The sequence below is a fragment of the Streptomyces swartbergensis genome (genome assembly GCF_002148965.1).
GTDB lineage: Bacteria > Actinomycetota > Actinomycetes > Streptomycetales > Streptomycetaceae > Streptomyces > Streptomyces swartbergensis.
In genome coordinates, this window is sequence record NZ_NGFN01000186.1 from 1 (window position 1) to 16,803 (window position 16,803).

Here is a 16,803-nt window from a genome sequence, read left to right on the forward strand (position 1 = left end):
GGCCCCACCACCTCACTTACGACGCACTGGGCCGCCCCGAAACGGTCACCGACGGACGCGGCATCAAAGCGGTGTATGAGTACGACAACTGGGACCGCACCGTCCTGGTCTCCTCCACCAACGCCACTGTGCGCTACCACTACGACGGCGACGGCAACCTCCGGCAGCGTGACGACGGCACCGGGGTGACCAAGTACGAGTTCGACCCGCTGTCCAGGGAGACGGTCCGCACCCTGCAGAACGGCTCGCAGACCAAGCTCACCTACACACCGGCCGGCAAACGTCGACACCTATGAGGACCCGGCCGGTGTCACCGACTACGACTGGAACGAGGTCAACAAGCTCACCGCGGTGAAGGACCCGACCGGTAAGACCACCACGTACAAGTACAACGCCAACGACTTCCGGACGACGACGACCCACCCCGGTGGCACGGTCCAGGAGGTCGACCCGGACAAGTCCAGCCGACCCGAGAAGATCAAGGCGACCTCGCCCAAGGGCACCCTGGTCGACCTCGCCTGGAACGGCTCCAGCACCAACTGGTCCTACGACAAGATCGGCAACGAGACCGTCGGCGCCTCCACACCAGAGGGCACCCGAACTGGTGAGACGTGGTCCGACTACAGCCAGCTGACGTCGATCACCGTCGGTGGCAAGACCTAGGCCGGCCAGTACGGCTCCACCGACCACAGTGAGCGCATCAAGCTCGGCGACACCTTCTTCCACAATGGCCCGCTCGGCCTGTCCGCCAAGATCACGGCCGGCGTGGACATGGGATTCAACCGGGAACCCGGGGGCACCTTGAAGCTCTATGACGACCGGGGGCAAGTCGTACTACTACTACTACCTCACCGACGCGATCGGCTCCCTTGTCGCGCTCGCCGACGAGACCGGCACCAAGGTGAACGCCTACGCCTACAGCCCCCGAGGCGTCGAGCGCAGCACCACCACCGAAAAGGTCCCCCAGCCCTACCGTTTCGCCGGCGGCTTCCAGGACCCCACCGGCCTGTACTACTTCGCCGCCCGTTACTACGACCCCAACATCGGCCACTTCACCAGCCCCGACCCCTCCGGCCAGGAGAAGAACCCCTACCTCTACGCCGAAGGCGACCCCGTCAACCGGATCGACCCTTCAGGGCTGGCCTCGTGGCAGATCGGCGGCGAAATCTGTGCCGGGGTATGCCTCGGCGGCGGCTATGCCAAAGATGACCAGGGCGAAGGAGGGGGACTCTCCAACATCGGCGTGGGGTCCCCCGGTGGCTCCGGCGGATACGAGGAAGGCACGGGCGACGCCAGACCCGGTCCTTCCGCATACGGCAAGTGCCAGGCCGGCTTCGGCAGCATCGGCGGCCAACTGGCTCAGGGCGGCGATTTCGCGCTGACCGGTGGCCTGGGCGGCCCGAGGGCCTCGACCCCCAAGTGCTCCGGCGGTCTGCAAGTCCAGTTCTGACAAACGCTCGCTGTGGGCGGCGCGCGGTCGCCCACGGCCTCCGGCGAAAGGAAAGAGAGAATGGACATCAGAACACTCGCTGTGGAAGGCAAGGAGCCGGTAACCGGGCCTCTGCTTTATTTCCTCATTGGTGTCGCGGTGTTCTTCGCCGTGATCATTGCTGTACGGCTATTGCGGAAGAAGTGAATTGCTGTCCTAGCGGCCGCGAAGCAACGGCAATGGGAGAAACGGATGGATGAGCGCACCCTGGTAGGAATTGGCGCGGTAGTCATCGGAATCATATTGATGCTCGGGAGTCAGGCTCTCGCCAGGCGATCGATGCAGAATCAGAACGTGTTCGGTAGGGCCAACCGCGAGCAGCCCGCCATGGCTACTCAACTTGATTGGGTGATGTCGGGTGGCGTGGGCCATCGGTTACCTGCGCCGGTGACCGCCGACCCACATGGGCTGGCCCTCGGTGTGCATACTGTGACCAGCAGAGGGGCCGTCGTCCGACCGAACGGTGATGGGTGGGGCCGATAGGCCACGGGCCGGGCCGGACGATCAAGGAGACCAGCGATGGATGTCAAGGAATGCTGGCGCCGCTACGGGCTTCGCCCCGTCGGCGCGGACCTCGACGAGATCCGTGCACTCCTCAAAGAGCACACGGCGCGTGAGCGACGCGTCCAGGGCGCGGGCGACACTGAGCTGATGAGGCTCTGCTGCTTCCAGCTGTTCAACAGCGGCGACCTCGACGACGTGCTCCTGATCTGGAGTGCGAAGCAAGCCAGCTTCGACGCAGCGTGCTCGATCGACATCGAATTCCTGCTTGGGCACGGGCTCGACGCGACGAAGGCCCACCTCTCGGCCAACCGTGCACCTTCTGCGACGGCGGCACTGGATCGACTACGCGAGCTCGAGGCAGACGGTGAATTCGAGGGCTTCTCAGCGGAGGAGCGCTCCGCCGTCTACGACCGGTACTACGGCGACTGACGAATCTGTAGCGCCGGTCAGTCGTCCGTGATGAGGCCGGTGCCCGCAAGGCAGCTGTCGACGAAATCCGGGCGGTACTGGATCTGCTTGAGCCTGCGCTTCACGGCCCTGGTGATCTGGCCCAGGTCGGCTGCGGCGAGGTTGCCAATGTCGCGTTTGACCAGCGACCAGATGCCCTCCTGCGGGTTCAGGTCCGGCGCGTAGGTGGGGAGTTGGAACACTGTGAGCCAGGCGGCATTCGCGGCGATGAACTCCCGCATCCCGGCGGTCAGGTGGAGGCGGACGTTGTCCCAGACCAGCACGATCGGTCCGCCGAGCTGGATGCGGGCACGCACCAAGAGGTCGCGGAGGTCCCGCCAGCCGAAGCCCTTCGGCTCCCCCTTGCGCCCTCGGTACTCGCGGATGGCGTAGATCAGCCGGGACCGCTCGCCCGGCTTGTAGCAGGTCATACCCGCCATCGACACCCGTCCGGAGCCCCGGCCGCGAACCCAGACGACCGGGGTTCGGCCGATCCGTCCCCAGGTTCGAGAGCGCGGCGGCGTCATCGACTGGCCGGCCTCATCCTCGAAGACGATCCAGGCGTTACACGCCGCCGCACAGCTCTTACCCGTGGCCAGACCTCCTTCTTCCACAACTCAACGGCCGCATCGTGGCGCTCGATCGCCCGGCGGGTGGGCTGCTGCCACGACCAGCCGTGCCGCTTCAGCAGCCGCCACGTGCCTTCCACCGTGTACGAAACGTGGAACAGTCGACCGATCAGCGTCTTGACTCGCGCCAGCGTCCACCGCTGATCGGCCCAGCCGTGGACGAGTGGTCCACGCTCCAACTCCCTCTCCAGTCTCGCAATCTGAACCGAGCTGAGCCTGGGACGTCCGGGCGATCCCTTCGACAGGATCCCGGCCTCGCCTCGCTCGCGCCAAGCCCGGCGCCACCGCTCCACCGACCGCTCGCTCACCCGCAGCGCGGCAGCGATCTCCCGGTTCTTCTCCGCGCTCTCGAAGCGTTCCACGGCCTGCAGCCGGATCCGCTCCCGCGCGGCTCTCTCGGCGTCGGTCAGCCCGCCGCCCTGCGCGTACCTCACAGCCCCACAGCTACCGCAGCCGACAGGCCGGCGTCAGGCAAACATCCCCGACATCACCCAATCAAGTTCAGTAGAGTCATGCCTGTGGTGATCGGAGCCGGCATGGCGCTGTGCGGCGTGCTCGTACTCACGGGTGTCTTGGGAGTCCAGTAGTCACTCTCGGCCTCTGATCCTCACCGCCAGGGGCAATGGTGAGGGGGAGCGGAGGTGAATTAAACCATCAACTGCATTGACGCGGAGGCCGTTGTTCGGGCTGGTGGGGGCTTTGCGCGTCTGCTCTCTCGGCGGCCCATCTACCGGTACCACGGTTGCGGGGTATGCCCCGATATGACGCCTCAGTTGGCCGCTTTGAGCGACGGCCAGAGAGGTGGCGCCGGTGTACGGCGGGCGGCCGGTGAGCAGTTCGTACAGCACGCCGCCACCCTGATCCCGCCCCACCAGCTGCGCCCCGAGATACCGGCCCCGCTCGCCGACTACGTGCTGGCCCTGCTGGTCAAGGACCCCGCGCAGCGCCCCACCGCCGACCAGGCCGCCGCCTGGCTCAACCCCGCGGACACGCCCAGCCAGCTCGCACAGCAGACGCATCCCGTAGCCACTCCGCTGCCGCCCCGCCGGTGCACCTGCCCCGGACGGAAGTCTCCCGGCGGTGGCACGCACCCTGTATGCGCTGATCGCAGGGTTGGTGGCTTGCGGGGCAGGCACCGGGGCCTGCGGGGGCTTCCTCATGGGCGGCTGGTCGGGAGCCGCGGTGGGGTCCGCTGCCGTCGGCCTCGGCGCGGTCATCGGGTGGTCATCTACCGCCGGCGCCTGATGGCTTCCACGCGCGCCACTGAGGTCGACGGGCAGGCAGAGGGGATGGCCGATGCGGTCCTGCTGGGCGTCACGTTCTACCAGATGGCGGTCGTCCCACTGATTCATGACGGAGTGAGCGAGGAAGAAGCCCGAGCCCGCCGCACCGTCGCCTACCAGTTTGCCGCCTACGACAGCCTGCCTCGTACGGTCCGGGTGTCGGCTGCCGCGGCCTTGGAGGCCATCGATGAGGGCCAGGACGCCGAACACGCCCTGGCAAGCGGTGAAGGCGCTGACACTCACGGTCTACGACTGCAGCGCCGGCCGATGAGCAGGGCTGAGCGCAGCCCGGCGGGTGCAGCACAATCCCGGCCGCGCCGCACCCGTTGCCCAGCACACCCATCCCGAGGGGCCGGCGCGACTGTCTGGCCTGGCCGGTCCAGACAGTCACCCAGCCCTCGTCATCCGCCGGCGTGATGACGAGGGCCCCGGATACCTTCCCGCCCACCGACCGGGCATCTGACGCCTGGTTTTGATTCGTACTGCTGTGCGTGACTCCGTAAGATCTCGGCGCGAGGCGGTGCCGCAGTGGCCAGTGCTCGCCCAAGAACCTCGGAGAATCCCATGCGCCGTCCTCTCGTCCTCGCCGCTGCCGCTGCCGCTGCGCTGCTGTGCGCCGGCTGCTCAACGGCCGACGCCGGAAACCGTGACAAGCCCGCGGCCGCGTCACCGTCACCGTCTGAATCGTCCTCCGACTCCCGCTCTGCCGTGCGAGCAGCCGTGGCGGCTCTGCGCGAGGACAGTGCCGGGTTTCGCCAGGAGGTCGAACTGGAGGGTGAGGGTCAGGTGTACGGCCTCGCCGTCACCGGCGGCTTCGACTTCGCCGCGGACAAGGGCCACCTGGCGGTCGACCTCCCCGGCGGCGCTATCGACCACAGCGACCAGGTCTTCGCGGACGGCAAGATCTACATCAGCGGCGTCCAGGGAATCGGCGAGGGCGCCTGGGGGGTCATGTCCCGGGACAAGGCGGAGGCCCACTACCTGCTGCGGGCCCCGCTCAACGACCCCGAGCACGTCTTGCAGCAAATCGCCGCGATGCGCGAGATCTCCCGGGAGGGCGAGGAGAACATCCAGGGGGTGCACGCCGTGCGCTACCGCGGCATCCTCGACCACCGGACCGTCACCCTGCGCATGGGTCCGGACGTGCGCACGAGGATGAACCAGGCCCGCGACACCCTGGGAAGCGACCTCCCGGTCTTCGCCGACGCGTGGGTCGACGGCCGGGGACGGCTGGTGCAGACCCGCATGAGCGTGAATATGTCCGGTGCGCGGTCGACGCTGACCATGGCCCTCTCGGACATCGGTGAGCCGGTCCGCGTGACGGTTCCGCGTGCTGCGGACACGGTCCCCGTCACCGAGGTCGGCGGCATCCTGAACGGCTGAGCCGGACCACCACCGGACGGGCTGYGGCTCCTGCTTGCTGGGACGCCGCGGCTCGGGGCTCTCAACACGCAGCAGCACCCGCGAGCGCAGGAGCCTCGCCCGTGCACGTGACACTACGGGGCAGAGCCTTCTACGGTTCGCGCCATGACAACAGTGATCTTGATGTATGGCCCGGCCCACGGGAGGGTTCTCGCCACCGAAGTGACAGACGGGGAGGTACTGCGGGAGGGCGGGTGGAGCTATCAGCTGACCGACGAGGTGGACCAGCGAGACAGGCGCATTGCGCGTGCGTATGCGGACTGACCTGACAGCCCTTCCAGCCCGGCCGCCGTCCACTCCAGCGACTCTCGCGCCACGGCGGGGTCGGTTGTTGACGGGCACAGCGTCAGCGGCGCGGCCAGGCCGTGCGCGGCGAACAGCGCTTGAAGGGCTGCGCGCCGCCGCCGGTACGGCCAGCCGGTCAGGTCGGTGCCGCCAGCGCGGACCAGGTCGAAGGCGACGTAATGCGCCGGCCACTGGCAGCGGCGGCCCAGGCGCTGCTGCAGCTGCTCGAACGCCAGTCGACCCGGACTCCTACACCACCAAGAGCGGGGACAGACGGGCGCCGGCGGAAGTGCCGATGCAGTGCCCGGACGGCGCAGGGATAGACGCAGCCTGCCCGCCGTCGCCCCATCCCACCGCTACGCGCGTGCCAACCACCTTCGGTGGTCCCGTGCCAACGGCTCGCTGAGGCAATACAGTTGCTACTTCGATGCTTCACGTCGCTGGGGTGGGAGACGAGGCATGAACATGCGGGCTGTGTGGCGGCGGCTGTTCAAGTCACAACCAGCCCAGCCCCCCAATCAGGTGAAGCGCGCCACCGAGGGCCACGCGGGGAGGTCCGTCAACACGAGCTTGGGGACCAGGGGCGATGCTCTGGTCCCACCCGGTTCGTTTGGACCGAGAGCCCTGGACGGCATCAAAAGGGCCCGGAAGCCACACGGGGAGCACCCGGACCCTGCCATGAACGCCACCTTCGACGTGGAGTACGTGCTCAATGTCGAGACGGACCAGTCGGGCCAACAGTTCCGCCGCTACACCCAACAGGTCGTCAGGCGGCTGGCGGACGCTCCTGCACCGGATGTGACGTTCCTCGACAGCGCCGGTCAAGACCTTTCCCCGGAGGAACAGAAACTGGTGGCCGACAGGACGGCCTCCACGATCAACCACACGTTGGCGATGTTGTTCCTGCGCCTCGGGCCGCCCCCAGAGGCCACCAACGGAGATTTCAGCCCAGTGACGAGCGGTGGCGGGGGAGTGCGGCAGTGAACAGGGACGAGCAACTGCCCGCCGAGCGGACTCCTCACGAGGACCCCGTCCTGTCGGCGGCCATGCAAGTCGCCATGCAGTGGAAGGAGCTGGACGCAGCCCACTTGGCGGCAGCAATGTCGGCGATGGAGCCGTCCCTGCAACGGGAGCATCTGGAACGGATGGTCCGGCTGGAGATGCAGCGCGAGGCGGTGGAACGGGATCGGAGGGAGCGCCAGGGACAGCTGGCCTACCGCCGACGCATAGCCGAACTCATCGTCGGTGCGGTGGTCGCGCTGATGATGCTCGGGGCCGGGGTGTACGTGGCCCGGGATTCTTGGTGGTTGTCCACCCTGCTGTGCGGACCGAGCCTGCTCGCGCTGGTCAAGATCTTCGTGTTGCGACGGAGTGACTCCAGCGACATGGCGGCGGTAGCAGGCGCGGCACGCCGGTCAACGAATGCCGGTACCTCGCAGCAGCCGCCTCCTTCCATCTGACAGGGCGCAGGCGTACACGCCCAGTCCGTCGGCCGCCCGTCCTCGCTTCTCTGGCATTCCCGCAATCCCCTGCCGCTCGTGCGCGCTTCTACCGTGGGCGTATGTCCGCCGGTAACGGTGAGATAGCCCAGGGCGTGCTGGCGGGCCGTCTGGAGGCGCTGGAGGGGCCGCTGGGTTTGTACGTGGGATCCGGCTCTGGTCCACGTTGTGAGGTGCGGTCACTCTCCGTGCCAGCCCTGTCCCGGCGGCGCCTCAGCGCGGTGTCCCATGCGTGTACTGGCAGTCACGCGGGAGCTGACCGGCGAGCCAGTTCGTAGGCGAAGTCGACCGTTTCGGCGAGGCGGTCGTTGGCCGTATGGCGGCCGAGTTCGGCAATGAGGTCGGCATCGAACTCGGAGGCATGATCGGCGAGCACTGAGGGCGGTAGGAACGAGGTAGACCGGATGTGGCCGGCGAGTCCGGGAATCGTCCAGTGGTACTCGACCGAGAACTCGCGGCGTCCGGCGACGTCGAAGCCGGCTCGGGACAGTACTTCGTGGTCTGGGTCCTGCTGCCGTGCTTGGTCCCAACCGGGCGGGACGCGACTGGACGCGCCGAGGGTGTTTTGCCACGAGCGCAGCAGCCTGTCGAGCGCCTGCTGCCAGTCCCGGGGCCCGGCCCATGGCGAGGTCGACCAGCACAACGCGAGGCAGCCGCCGGGCTTGAGCCAGGTGTAGGCACGCTGGGCCACCAGGGAGCGGTTCAGCCGGTGAAAGGCATTGCCGATGACGATCAGCTCGAAGCCGCCCGGCTCGGCATCCAGATCTTCGGCACGAGAGGTGACCGTCCTGACGTGGTCTGCACCGACGGAGTCTGCCTTGGCGCGGACCACCTCGGTCATGCCCGGTTCGGCGTCTACGGCCCAAACGTCCGTGAACCGGTCGCGCAGGGGGAAGGCGAGTTGGCCGGTGCCGCAGGCCAGATCCAGCAGGCGTCCGCGCCCTGAAGGGGCGGCTCGGCGTGTGAGGTCGGCGATCATCGCGTCGGGGTAGGGGAGCCGAAACTGCTCGTAGTATCCGGCCGTCCCCTGGTAGAGGTCGGGGTCGAATCTCACCTGACTGTCCACACGACCACCATGACATTTGTGCCCGCGGGAAGGGACAGGACCCGAATCGACGGCACCGTGCGCAGCCCCTCCTGCCGGCTCGGGCTCCAGTCCGGCAACGCTGATCTGCCGGACGGGAGCGGCACGGGACCCTCCAGGGTTCCTTGAGCGCGAGGGGAACCCGCGCGGCCTTCCAGACGGGAAGGTGACGCCAAGGCGTCCCCTCCATSGTGCCTGGACMAGGWCAGCGACTGTGCAATTGCAGGAATCGTGMTCGGAAGCGATCGTTCCAATCCAYTTCTGACCTGGTTGCGGCGGRAGTTGGCGCGTTGGTTTCCGGGTGGYGGGTCCATCGAACGTATTTGTTCCGTGGCTTCAAGATCACGTTGAGTATCGGCGGCGGCGCCCAGCCTGCTGTCCACCACTTCCTTCCTCGGCGCAGAGCCGGCGGGGCCGCCGCGCGGAGCCGATGTCCGACAAGATCGGCCCCAGCCATCAGGCGATGCTCGAGCGGCTGCGCCACCAGATATCCGCCTGTGGACTCACCCTYGACGAGCTGGCCCGGCGCACCGGCTACCCGGATCTCCGCTCTCCTGCGTGGCATCGAGTACTACCCGAGCTGGGAGATCACCTACAGCGTGGTTCCACGCCCTGGGCCTTCCGCCCTGGCCTCTGCGACGCSTGTGGACCGCTGGCGCCTACGAAGCCGCCGAGTCCACCGCGTGGATCACCCAACGTATCCAGGCTGTCCAGCCCCTGGAGCCTGAGGAGCGGCCCGTGGAACACCGCGGCTTCATCGAGAAGATGGAGCGCTACYACRTCTCCTACGCCCAGGCGCTGCTTCGATGAGGCGTTCGACATCCTCTGGGCCGGCTGGGACGAGGCGGAAGCGGCCGCTGGCCCGAACCTTCCCCGSTACGCCTGGCGGCTTCTGCGCTCGCGGGTGCTGCTGCGTATCCGGCGGCATCCAGACGGGCGGCCCGACCTGCGGCCTGCTGCGTTCATGACGATCGCACAGAGCCGGATCGAAGACCCGGTGGCCCGGYTCGTCGAGATCAGTGAAGTCGCYGAGCTCTTCGACGCCATCAGCCGCCTGCCCCAGGACCAGTTCGACGTCGTCGTCCTGCGCTACCTGTGCCAACTCACCACCGACGAGGTCCAGGAGGCCACCGGTCTGTCCCCACCCCACGTCCATGCCCAGCTTCGGCTCGCTGGACCGCTGGCCACCGACCTCCGTCGGCCCTGGGAGAAGCCGACCGAGCCGAACAAACTGACACCCGCCCGCGTCCGCAGAGGGTTCAGGAACCTGTGCACGAAGACCGGCTCACCGGCCGGTGCACCGAAACCATCCCGTCCCGGCCCCGGCCGGCCAAAGGGTTCGAAAAACCGCCGTCCCGCCACCCGTCACGACGTGGGCAGAGTCCTCTCGCCACCGGCGAGGCATTCAGCCGCCCCGCCCACCACAAGGTCGGCACAAAACCGCGCCGAACTGGCTGAAGGCAACGTCAGGTGCGCAGCAGTGAGACGTGGATGCGGGCGATGGCCCGCAGCACCTCGTCACAGTTCTTGGCCTGCTGCATCCACGCGGGCAGGCGTGCCACCACGGTCATTCTTCGTCGGTGGTCGTGCCAGGGAATCCCTTCACGCAGTGGTGCCTGCACGAATCGCCTGATCAGGTCCAGGTGTTCCAGGTTGTAGGCCCATACCCACCCGTGCTGGGTCTCGGCTGCAGCCAGAGACGGACATCGAAGTACGGGTCTGTGGCCGGCGCGTGCCGGTCCCGGTGCAAGGCCACACTGCCACGGCTCCACTCCTTCGCCATCCCGCAGCTCCGACAGAACGAGACGCCTCGGTGCGAACAGACCCTGGTCGTGAAATCCGGACGGGTCTGGTGCTGTGCCGATGTGCGCGACCTTCCCGCAGCCGGGGGCAGCGCACGAGAACCGACGTGAGGAAGTCGTATTTCGTGCTCCGAGGGTCCCGGAACCGGTGGTGCGTGGAGATCGAACTCGTTGGACCAGTATGCGAGCCACGCACCCAAGGCCCCTACGGGTTGCATCTCAAGCTGACTGCGCCCACCTGCCGCGCCAGAAAACGCGCCGCTACGGTCCCGCCATGACCCCGCACGAGACCCTTGGCTGCGCTGCTGAAGGTGTGAGCCGTGCGTCTGGGCCGCCTGCCATAGCCGGGCGGCCCGACGTCGGTCTTCAAGGCGGTTGAGATGCGCCGGCCGGTTCTTAACCGTGGGTCACCATAGGAATGATCTAGGTCAATCACAAATCGATAAGAGGACCGGCGCCGGTGTCGAGGAGCGAGCCTCCTATCAAGGGTTGCCCGAGCAGTTCTACGTCGCTCGGCTGCGCGGCGGCGGCGCCCGCGCCTGTCCTCAGGGCCACAGCCGCCAGAGCTGCGGCCATCATCATTCTGAGCTTCATGGGTAACTCCTGTCGTTCGGAGAAGCAGGTGTTTCCAACATGAGTGCGTCCTGGCGTAGCTCGCCATCGTTCGGCGGCCGAACGTGACCACTGGGCACGGATCAACAGTGACTACGCTGCCCATTCCAGTCCGAGGTGGCGAGCTGCTGGATGTCCGGGTGCGATGTGCCGGGTTGGTGTCAGTCGGTCGATGTGACGGTTTGTCAGGCCGGTTCTATCGCGGGAACAGCTGTCATGGGGCAGTACACCCCGCCCCGTGCTGCTGTCTTGAGAACGGCACTTCTGAGGTAAGCACGCGAGAAGTCAACCGTACCGCCGTTGAACACCACGTTGAAGTCGACGGTGCTGCCGGTGAACTGCGCGCCGATGAAGGTGACCGTGCCGCCGGTAAACGGGCCTCCTTACATGTCACCTCATGTGCGAATCAGCGGCAGCAGATCATGGGACCACACGATGAAAGGGGGGAGAACTAGCAGGTCCGAGCCCTTCTTCGTTACGCACGTTCCGCCTCGCGTGCTCGTAACCACYGTGTCTGTCGCATCGTTGCCCCGATGRGACAGAACACGCTGTCGCCTTCCCCACTTGAAGGGCACGTCACCATGAAGGTTCCCGCCCGCAGGGCCGTCGTCACCCTGCTCGCCACCGCCGCGGTCGTCTGYGGYAGCTCTGCCGYRGCCYACGCGGATCAGAACAACGACAAGAAGTTCCAGCCCGATGTCCAGTGCGGCAACGACCGTCAGGCCATGAAGATCCTCTCCCCCACCTACAACATCAACTCCAAGGACATCGACGCCCGGCGCACYACCTGCACGACCGTGGACGCCGCCCGCCAGCCCGCGAAMGAGATGGTGTTCGGGCTGCTCAACCTGGACGCCGTCTGAAGAGGTACCGCAATCCCCTTACAGGCATAGAAGAAGGTGCTCGTGAAGAAGAACAACCAGCAGCGATCCACGACCAAGCTGCGGATCGCTCGCTTCGCCGTCTGCGGCGCCACACTGCTGATCGGCGCCGCCGCATCGCCTCCCGCCCACGCCCAGGGCGTTGACCTCTCCAGTCTTCCGGTCGTCGGCGGACTGTTGGGCGGCGGCGGAGGAGGAGCAGAGGATGCCGCCGAGAACGCATCCGAGGCAGTGAGCGGCTGACAGTCCGCCAGCTCTTGCGGATGGGGCATCTCGGCGTTACAGATGTCCCAGGGCCGTACCCGGGCCGAAGTGAACAGGGGCCTCGGCACTGGCCCACTCTGCCGACGTCACACGCAAAAGGGAACAGCCCGTACAGCCCGACCCGGCTGTACGGGCTGCTCCCTGCGTGCACCATCATCAGTCTCAGAGGTTTCCCCCGAGTGCGACGCTCAGCAGCAGCTTGACCAACCGAGACGCTGCATCCGGCGAACAAGTAGGGGCCTCAAGGTGCATGTACGCCCAGTGCCAGAAACCGGGCTGGAGGACGGTGCGACGAGGTGGTCCAGGTGCGCGGCGAGGCTCTCGACGGTGCCGTCCAGCCCTGCTGTGTCCACGGCCGTGCTCCGAGGCGCGGGGCACGGCCGTGACGCGCCGTCATGGTTGACAGTGATGCTCACGCGATCGTTCTGAAGGTGGCCTCGGCGCGGTCTTCGCACCGGTGGACGGGGGCCGATGGCCACCAGCCCGACCGCCTGACCGCCGGCGACGTGGACCGTGCGGCGACACGTTGCTTCTCCGGCAGGAGATTCGCTTCGGCGTGAGCGGGGAGCCCCCTCCGGCCCCATCGCCTACTCACCCGAACCCTTCCGCAGCTTCTGGAACTTCCCGTCGAGGTCGATTTCGCCGCGGGTGATGGCGTTCTCGATCCAGTCGGCCGCGGCACGTACCCGCGAGAGGCCCCGGCCGAGTCGCGTTCGGCGTCGTCGTCGTGCTGCCGCGCAGGCCCCCTGACCCGGACACCGAGCGCCGCATGTGCACACCACTGTTCGCCCCTGTGGCGGCGGTCGGGGTCAGGAGTCGTCGCTTGAGGAGTAGGCGTCATGGTCGAAGCCGCGCAGGATGGGCGTGACTTCCTGAGTCGTGTAGCTTTCTTTGTTTGTTGTTGACCTGACCCGTGGTGAACATGATGGCGCAGGCCAGTACCTATGAAGGACGAGTGCTGGCCTGCAACAATCCAGAGGGACGGTCGTTGCCCGGTTCTAACGTGCCCTATCAGGCAACGTTTGCCCTGTCCACCACCTTGCGTAGGCGTTCATTGGCGGCGCGTTTGTTCCGCCAGACGATGTAGCGGCGGATCGTGCTGCCCTGCTCCTTGTTGCGGCGTGGTCGGTGCCGTCGAGGGCGAAGTTGCGCAGGGCGGTGAACTGGGCCTCGATGCGGTTAAGCCAGGGGCTGTTGGCTGGCGATCCACCCCCGAGCGCCGCTCCACGGTGTACTGGGCCCGCCGCCGGGCCGAGGAGATCCGCCAGCTCGAGGGCTGCGGCGCCGAGGTAGGCGCAGCCCATCAGTCCGTTGTCTCGGTCGCCAGCTCACACGCGCGCACGTACTCCTGCACCAGTGGGCGGCGGTCGTCGGCGCGCCAGGCCAGGGCGAAGCGGCTGGGCGAGATGCCCCTCACCGCACGGGTGACGACTCCGCCGAGGGTGATCAGCGGGGTGTTCCCGGCCGCCAGCAGGACCACGCCGAGACCCGCGACGAGCGCCTCGTACGTCTCCTCGGTGCTTGCCACCTCCGCGCCGATGAGTGCCGGCTTCCCGCCGCGGGCGTCGGTGGCAAGCCAGTAGTCCCGCAGCGGCCCGGCGCTGTCGGGCAGAGCGAGGAACGGCTCGTCCAGCAGGTCGGTGAAGTCGATGATCTCCCGGTCGGCGAGCGGGTGAGTATCGGCCATGGCGACAAGGCGGGGTTCCTCGGCGACCACCACCCACCTGTAGCGGTCCGGATCGGGCAGCGGAAGCCAGACGAACGCTGCGTCGCACGTGCCGTCCGCGAGCCCGGCGGTCGAGTCGTGCCAGGGGACCTGGCGAAGTCTGAGGCGGGCGTCGGGGCGCGCGGCGGTGAAGCGGGAGCGGATCGCCGGCAGCACGCCCCCGCGCCCCGGGCTGGTACTCATCCCCACGACGAGGACGGCCGCCTGGTCGGCCACGACCCGGGCGACTGCCTCCTGGGCCGCCTCCCACTCGGCGAGAATGCGCTGAGCATGCGGCAGCAGCGCTGCACCGACCGCGCTCAGGCGCACTTCTCGCCGGTCGCGCTCGAACAACGCTGCCCCCACCTGTTTCTCCAGCATCCTGATCTGCTTGCTCAGCGCGGGCTGCGAGACGTACAGCCGCTCGGCTGCGCGCGTGAAGTGCAGCTCCTCGGCCACTGCGGCGAAGTACCTCAGGTCCCGTGCGTGAACGTCCATAACCATCGGCTATCACGGCGGATCTTGGACGGGCAACCGGTGTGCCCCGCAAGGTAGTTCACACACGGACCGCCGAGAGCAGCGGATCACCCGGCACAAGGAGAAGAACATGAACAAGGTATGGCTGGTCACCGGGGCGAGCAGTGGGTTCGGCCGGGCGATCACCGAAGCGGCGGTGGCTTCGGGCGACATCGTGGTCGCCGCCGCCCGCCGCACTGCGCTGCTCGACGACTTGGTCGCCGCGCACCCGGACCAGGTCGAGGCGCTACCGCTGGACGTCACCGACATCGCGGGCGTCCAAGCCGCGGTCGACGGCGTGGCAGCCCGGCACGGCCGGATCGACATCCTGGTCAACAACGCCGGACGGGGCATGGTGGGGGCGGTCGAGGAGACCACCGACGCGGAGCTGCGGGACCTGATGGACCTGCACTTCTTCGGCCCGGCCGCGCTCACCCGGGCCGCGCTGCCGCACATGCGCCGCCGGGGCTCGGGCGCCATCGTGCAGCTGACCAGCATGGGTGGGCGGTTCGCCTTCGCCGGAGTCGGCGCCTACTGTGCCACCAAGTTCGCCCTGGAGGGACTCTCCGAGGCCTTGGCCGCCGAGGTCGCCCCGCACGGCATTCGGGTGCTGATCGTCGAGCCCGGCGCGTTCCGTACCGGCTTCGCCGACGCCGCAGCACTGCGGCCCTCCGCGGCCCTGGACGCCTACCAGGACACCGTGGGCCCGGTCCTTTCTGGGTTGCCGGGCGGAAGCGGTCAGGAACCCGGGGACCCGGCCAAGGCCGCGGCCGCCATCCTCACTGCTCTGGACGCCGACGAACCGCCGCTCCGTCTGCCGCTCGGCGACGACGCCGCCGACGCGATCATCGACCACCTCGACCGTGCCCGCACCGAACTCCGCTCCTGGGAAAAGCTCACGCGCTCCACCGATTTTGACGACTGACACCTCCAGCCGCCTCCGCCCCTGTTCCCGCCCACCGTCTCCCCGCAGGCGCGGCGGGAGACCCAGGCGGCGGGCGCTGCGGACGGTGTGCTGCCCATACAGGGCGCCGCGGGCCGCAGGATGATCACACGGACGGGCGGGCCGGTGGGCCCGGCTCCCCGACGGCGCCTCCGCATCCCGTGGGCCCTGCGCAGTCTGCGGGACCGCCCGCCCGGCTGCACCGTTCTCCCAGCGGTGCAGCCACGCCATGCCCGTGCGCAGCCGCCGACCGCGGTTCAGAAACGCGCAAGCCGGCTGGCGGTGGCCTCCCCGGTGTGTGACCGGGCGGGCCGCTCGGCTTCCGGGTGCGGCGGGCGCCAGGGCTTGCGACCGTATGAGTGAAGGTGGCAGGTCCGAACGGGCGAGGACGGAGGCGGTCCGTCATGCTGAGGGCGCACCCTTCGCTCCTGCGGGAGCTCGTCGAACGCTGCGAGACGCTCAGGCGGCACCTGGAGTCTGGTGGCAGTGCGGAGACCAGGCGCCAGCTTGAGGACGCGTCGTACACGCTGTGTGTGGTCACCGGCACCCGTCAGTTGGACACAGCGCTGGATGTGGCCCGCCGGCAACTGGCCGACGCGATGCGACGCGAGCAGCCCCTGCCTCGCTGACGTGCCCGGGCCCCAGGCGCACCCTAGGGGCAGACCGCCAGCACCCTCCAGGCCCGGCCTGGAAGTAGGGGAAGCGACCCGGCCAGGCTATTCGTGCCCAACGTGACCATCGTGCTGCAGCCTACGCACTGAGAATCCGCAGGCACCCGCCGATGACCACCCGGAAGCCGGTTACCGCCCCGGGCCCGGCCGCGCTCCCTCACAGCACAACGGTCCTGTCGATGGCGCTGGTGTCGTGGTTGGTGGTGAGGAGCAGGTGGGCGGTGATCTGTTTTCCCACGGTGCGAAATGCAACGACGACGGTGTCGCTGACCGCGTGCACCAGGTGGAGTCCGTGGCCGCCGATGCGGTGCCGGTCGCCCTTGTGCACCACTGGTTCGTCGGGAGAAGTGTCCCAGACGGTGATCGCCAGTTCGCTGTGAGAGAGCTGCAGGACCAGCCCGCACGTGCCGGGGGCGTGTCGGATGGCGTTTGTGACGAGTTCGCTGACGGCGAGTTCGGCGTCCACGGCCAGCAAGGCGGGTACGGGCGCGCGGCCGGTCAGCGGGACGCGGGTGAGAAAGGCGCGCAGAACGCGGCGCGCGTCGGCGGCGCTGGCCGTGCCGCTGTCCCAGGCCACGTCGGAGCGCAGCGTGGCGTGCTCACCCATGCCCTGCTCATGTGCCGCCTGATTCCTAAGCGGGGTGATCATGTAGGGCTCTTTCGTTGTGTGCGCCGCCCTTGAGCGGCTTTGCGTCCTGCGTCTACCCGGGCGCCGACCGCGTACTCCGGAGCAGGCTTGCGGTGCCCGCCGTTCGAGTGTGCCGGGG

The 16,803-nt window shown here is 68.0% G+C and carries 15 protein-coding genes and 4 pseudogenes; 12 read left to right on the forward strand and 7 right to left on the reverse strand.

Annotation, left to right across the window (positions count from 1 at the left end; all coding sequences use genetic code 11):
• From CA983_RS26190 to CA983_RS26195, 3 genes and pseudogenes are all read left to right on the forward strand, one after another.
• Positions 1 to 1,450: pseudogene (locus tag CA983_RS26190) on the forward strand (RHS repeat-associated core domain-containing protein); the annotation flags it as partial.
• Between the two features lie 60 nt (positions 1,451 to 1,510).
• Entirely contained in the window at positions 1,511 to 1,636 is a 126-nt protein-coding gene (locus tag CA983_RS48965) for a hypothetical protein (protein WP_279628468.1), read from the forward strand.
• A gap of 372 nt (positions 1,637 to 2,008) precedes the next feature.
• Positions 2,009 to 2,422 carry a hypothetical protein gene (locus tag CA983_RS26195; RefSeq protein ID WP_086603309.1) on the forward strand — a complete coding sequence of 138 codons (414 nt, stop codon included), beginning with the start codon at positions 2,009 to 2,011 and terminating at the stop codon, positions 2,420 to 2,422.
• A gap of 17 nt (positions 2,423 to 2,439) precedes the next feature.
• On the opposite strand, the gene CA983_RS49635 is transcribed toward CA983_RS26195, so the two are convergent.
• Positions 2,440 to 3,503 (reverse strand): IS630 family transposase gene (locus tag CA983_RS49635; protein WP_425276476.1). Its coding sequence is split into 2 segments (ribosomal slippage): positions 2,440 to 3,056 and positions 3,056 to 3,503, totalling 1,065 coding nucleotides; the frame shifts between segments, so codons are not numbered across the junction.
• A gap of 1,413 nt (positions 3,504 to 4,916) precedes the next feature.
• Between CA983_RS49635 and CA983_RS26215 the strand changes: the two genes are divergently transcribed.
• The 3 genes from CA983_RS26215 (at position 4,917) to CA983_RS26230 (ending at position 7,519) form a co-directional block, all read left to right on the forward strand.
• On the forward strand, positions 4,917 to 5,735 hold the full coding sequence (locus tag CA983_RS26215) for an SCO4651 family lipoprotein (RefSeq protein ID WP_483027224.1): 819 nt from the start codon (positions 4,917 to 4,919) through the stop codon (positions 5,733 to 5,735).
• A 1,002-nt stretch (positions 5,736 to 6,737) separates the two neighbouring features.
• On the forward strand, positions 6,738 to 7,043 hold the full coding sequence (locus CA983_RS26225; protein ID WP_086603314.1) for a hypothetical protein: 306 nt from the start codon (positions 6,738 to 6,740) through the stop codon (positions 7,041 to 7,043).
• Positions 7,040 to 7,519 carry a hypothetical protein gene (locus CA983_RS26230; RefSeq protein ID WP_244207110.1) on the forward strand — a complete coding sequence of 160 codons (480 nt, stop codon included), beginning with the start codon at positions 7,040 to 7,042 and terminating at the stop codon, positions 7,517 to 7,519. The genes CA983_RS26225 and CA983_RS26230 overlap by 4 nt, the downstream gene beginning before the upstream one ends.
• A gap of 283 nt (positions 7,520 to 7,802) precedes the next feature.
• Here CA983_RS26230 and CA983_RS26235 read toward each other — a convergent pair whose 3' ends face one another.
• Entirely contained in the window at positions 7,803 to 8,624 is an 822-nt protein-coding gene (locus CA983_RS26235) for a class I SAM-dependent methyltransferase (protein WP_143645562.1), read from the reverse strand.
• Positions 8,625 to 9,606: 982 nt separating this feature from the next.
• Here CA983_RS26235 and CA983_RS49640 point away from each other — a divergent pair.
• Positions 9,607 to 9,756: pseudogene (locus CA983_RS49640) on the forward strand (XRE family transcriptional regulator); the annotation flags it as partial.
• 39 nt (positions 9,757 to 9,795) lie between these two features.
• A pseudogene (locus tag CA983_RS49225) lies at positions 9,796 to 10,038 on the forward strand (NF041680 family putative transposase); the annotation flags it as partial.
• 838 nt (positions 10,039 to 10,876) lie between these two features.
• Here CA983_RS49225 and CA983_RS46310 read toward each other — a convergent pair.
• Positions 10,877 to 11,038 (reverse strand): hypothetical protein, encoded by a 162-nt coding sequence (locus CA983_RS46310; RefSeq protein WP_158101889.1) that lies wholly within the window; start codon positions 11,036 to 11,038, stop codon positions 10,877 to 10,879.
• A 599-nt stretch (positions 11,039 to 11,637) separates the two neighbouring features.
• Here CA983_RS46310 and CA983_RS26250 point away from each other — a divergent pair.
• Both CA983_RS26250 and CA983_RS26255 read left to right on the forward strand, forming a co-directional pair.
• Complete coding sequence (locus CA983_RS26250) at positions 11,638 to 11,919, forward strand: hypothetical protein (RefSeq protein WP_086603316.1); 282 nt, start codon at positions 11,638 to 11,640, stop codon at positions 11,917 to 11,919.
• 42 nt (positions 11,920 to 11,961) lie between these two features.
• Positions 11,962 to 12,180 (forward strand): hypothetical protein, encoded by a 219-nt coding sequence (locus CA983_RS26255; protein ID WP_086603317.1) that lies wholly within the window; start codon positions 11,962 to 11,964, stop codon positions 12,178 to 12,180.
• 608 nt (positions 12,181 to 12,788) lie between these two features.
• Here CA983_RS26255 and CA983_RS49645 read toward each other — a convergent pair.
• From CA983_RS49645 to CA983_RS26265, 3 genes and pseudogenes are all read right to left on the reverse strand, one after another.
• Positions 12,789 to 12,983, reverse strand: a complete 195-nt coding sequence (locus CA983_RS49645) for a DUF6192 family protein (RefSeq protein WP_425276477.1) — start codon at positions 12,981 to 12,983, stop codon at positions 12,789 to 12,791.
• Between the two features lie 229 nt (positions 12,984 to 13,212).
• Positions 13,213 to 13,406 (reverse strand): annotated as a pseudogene (locus tag CA983_RS49230) (transposase); the annotation flags it as partial.
• 98 nt (positions 13,407 to 13,504) lie between these two features.
• On the reverse strand, positions 13,505 to 14,410 hold the full coding sequence (locus tag CA983_RS26265; protein ID WP_208637039.1) for a LysR family transcriptional regulator: 906 nt from the start codon (positions 14,408 to 14,410) through the stop codon (positions 13,505 to 13,507).
• Positions 14,411 to 14,513: 103 nt separating this feature from the next.
• On the opposite strand from CA983_RS26265, the gene CA983_RS26270 reads away from it, so the two are divergent.
• Together CA983_RS26270 and CA983_RS26275 are read left to right on the forward strand one after the other, a co-directional pair.
• Entirely contained in the window at positions 14,514 to 15,347 is an 834-nt protein-coding gene (locus CA983_RS26270) for an oxidoreductase (RefSeq protein ID WP_086603319.1), read from the forward strand.
• A gap of 422 nt (positions 15,348 to 15,769) precedes the next feature.
• On the forward strand, positions 15,770 to 15,994 hold the full coding sequence (locus CA983_RS26275) for a DUF5133 domain-containing protein (RefSeq protein WP_086603320.1): 225 nt from the start codon (positions 15,770 to 15,772) through the stop codon (positions 15,992 to 15,994).
• A gap of 199 nt (positions 15,995 to 16,193) precedes the next feature.
• Here CA983_RS26275 and CA983_RS26280 read toward each other — a convergent pair whose 3' ends face one another.
• Positions 16,194 to 16,685, reverse strand: coding sequence for an ATP-binding protein (locus CA983_RS26280; RefSeq protein WP_086603321.1), 492 nt, complete (start codon positions 16,683 to 16,685; stop codon positions 16,194 to 16,196).
• Between the last annotated feature and the right edge of the window lie 118 nt (positions 16,686 to 16,803).

Coding starts and splice junctions, on each gene's coding strand:
- CA983_RS48965 (WP_279628468.1), top strand. CDS start 1,511: ATGGACATCAGAACACTCGCTGTGGAAGGCAAGGAGCCGGTAACCGGG.
- CA983_RS26195 (WP_086603309.1), top strand. CDS start 2,009: ATGGATGTCAAGGAATGCTGGCGCCGCTACGGGCTTCGCCCCGTCGGC.
- CA983_RS26215 (WP_483027224.1), top strand. CDS start 4,917: ATGCGCCGTCCTCTCGTCCTCGCCGCTGCCGCTGCCGCTGCGCTGCTG.
- CA983_RS26225 (WP_086603314.1), top strand. CDS start 6,738: ATGAACGCCACCTTCGACGTGGAGTACGTGCTCAATGTCGAGACGGAC.
- CA983_RS46310 (WP_158101889.1), bottom strand. CDS start 11,038: ATGAAGCTCAGAATGATGATGGCCGCAGCTCTGGCGGCTGTGGCCCTG.
- CA983_RS26265 (WP_208637039.1), bottom strand. CDS start 14,410: ATGGTTATGGACGTTCACGCACGGGACCTGAGGTACTTCGCCGCAGTG.
- CA983_RS26270 (WP_086603319.1), top strand. CDS start 14,514: ATGAACAAGGTATGGCTGGTCACCGGGGCGAGCAGTGGGTTCGGCCGG.
- CA983_RS26275 (WP_086603320.1), top strand. CDS start 15,770: ATGCTGAGGGCGCACCCTTCGCTCCTGCGGGAGCTCGTCGAACGCTGC.
- CA983_RS26280 (WP_086603321.1), bottom strand. CDS start 16,685: ATGATCACCCCGCTTAGGAATCAGGCGGCACATGAGCAGGGCATGGGT.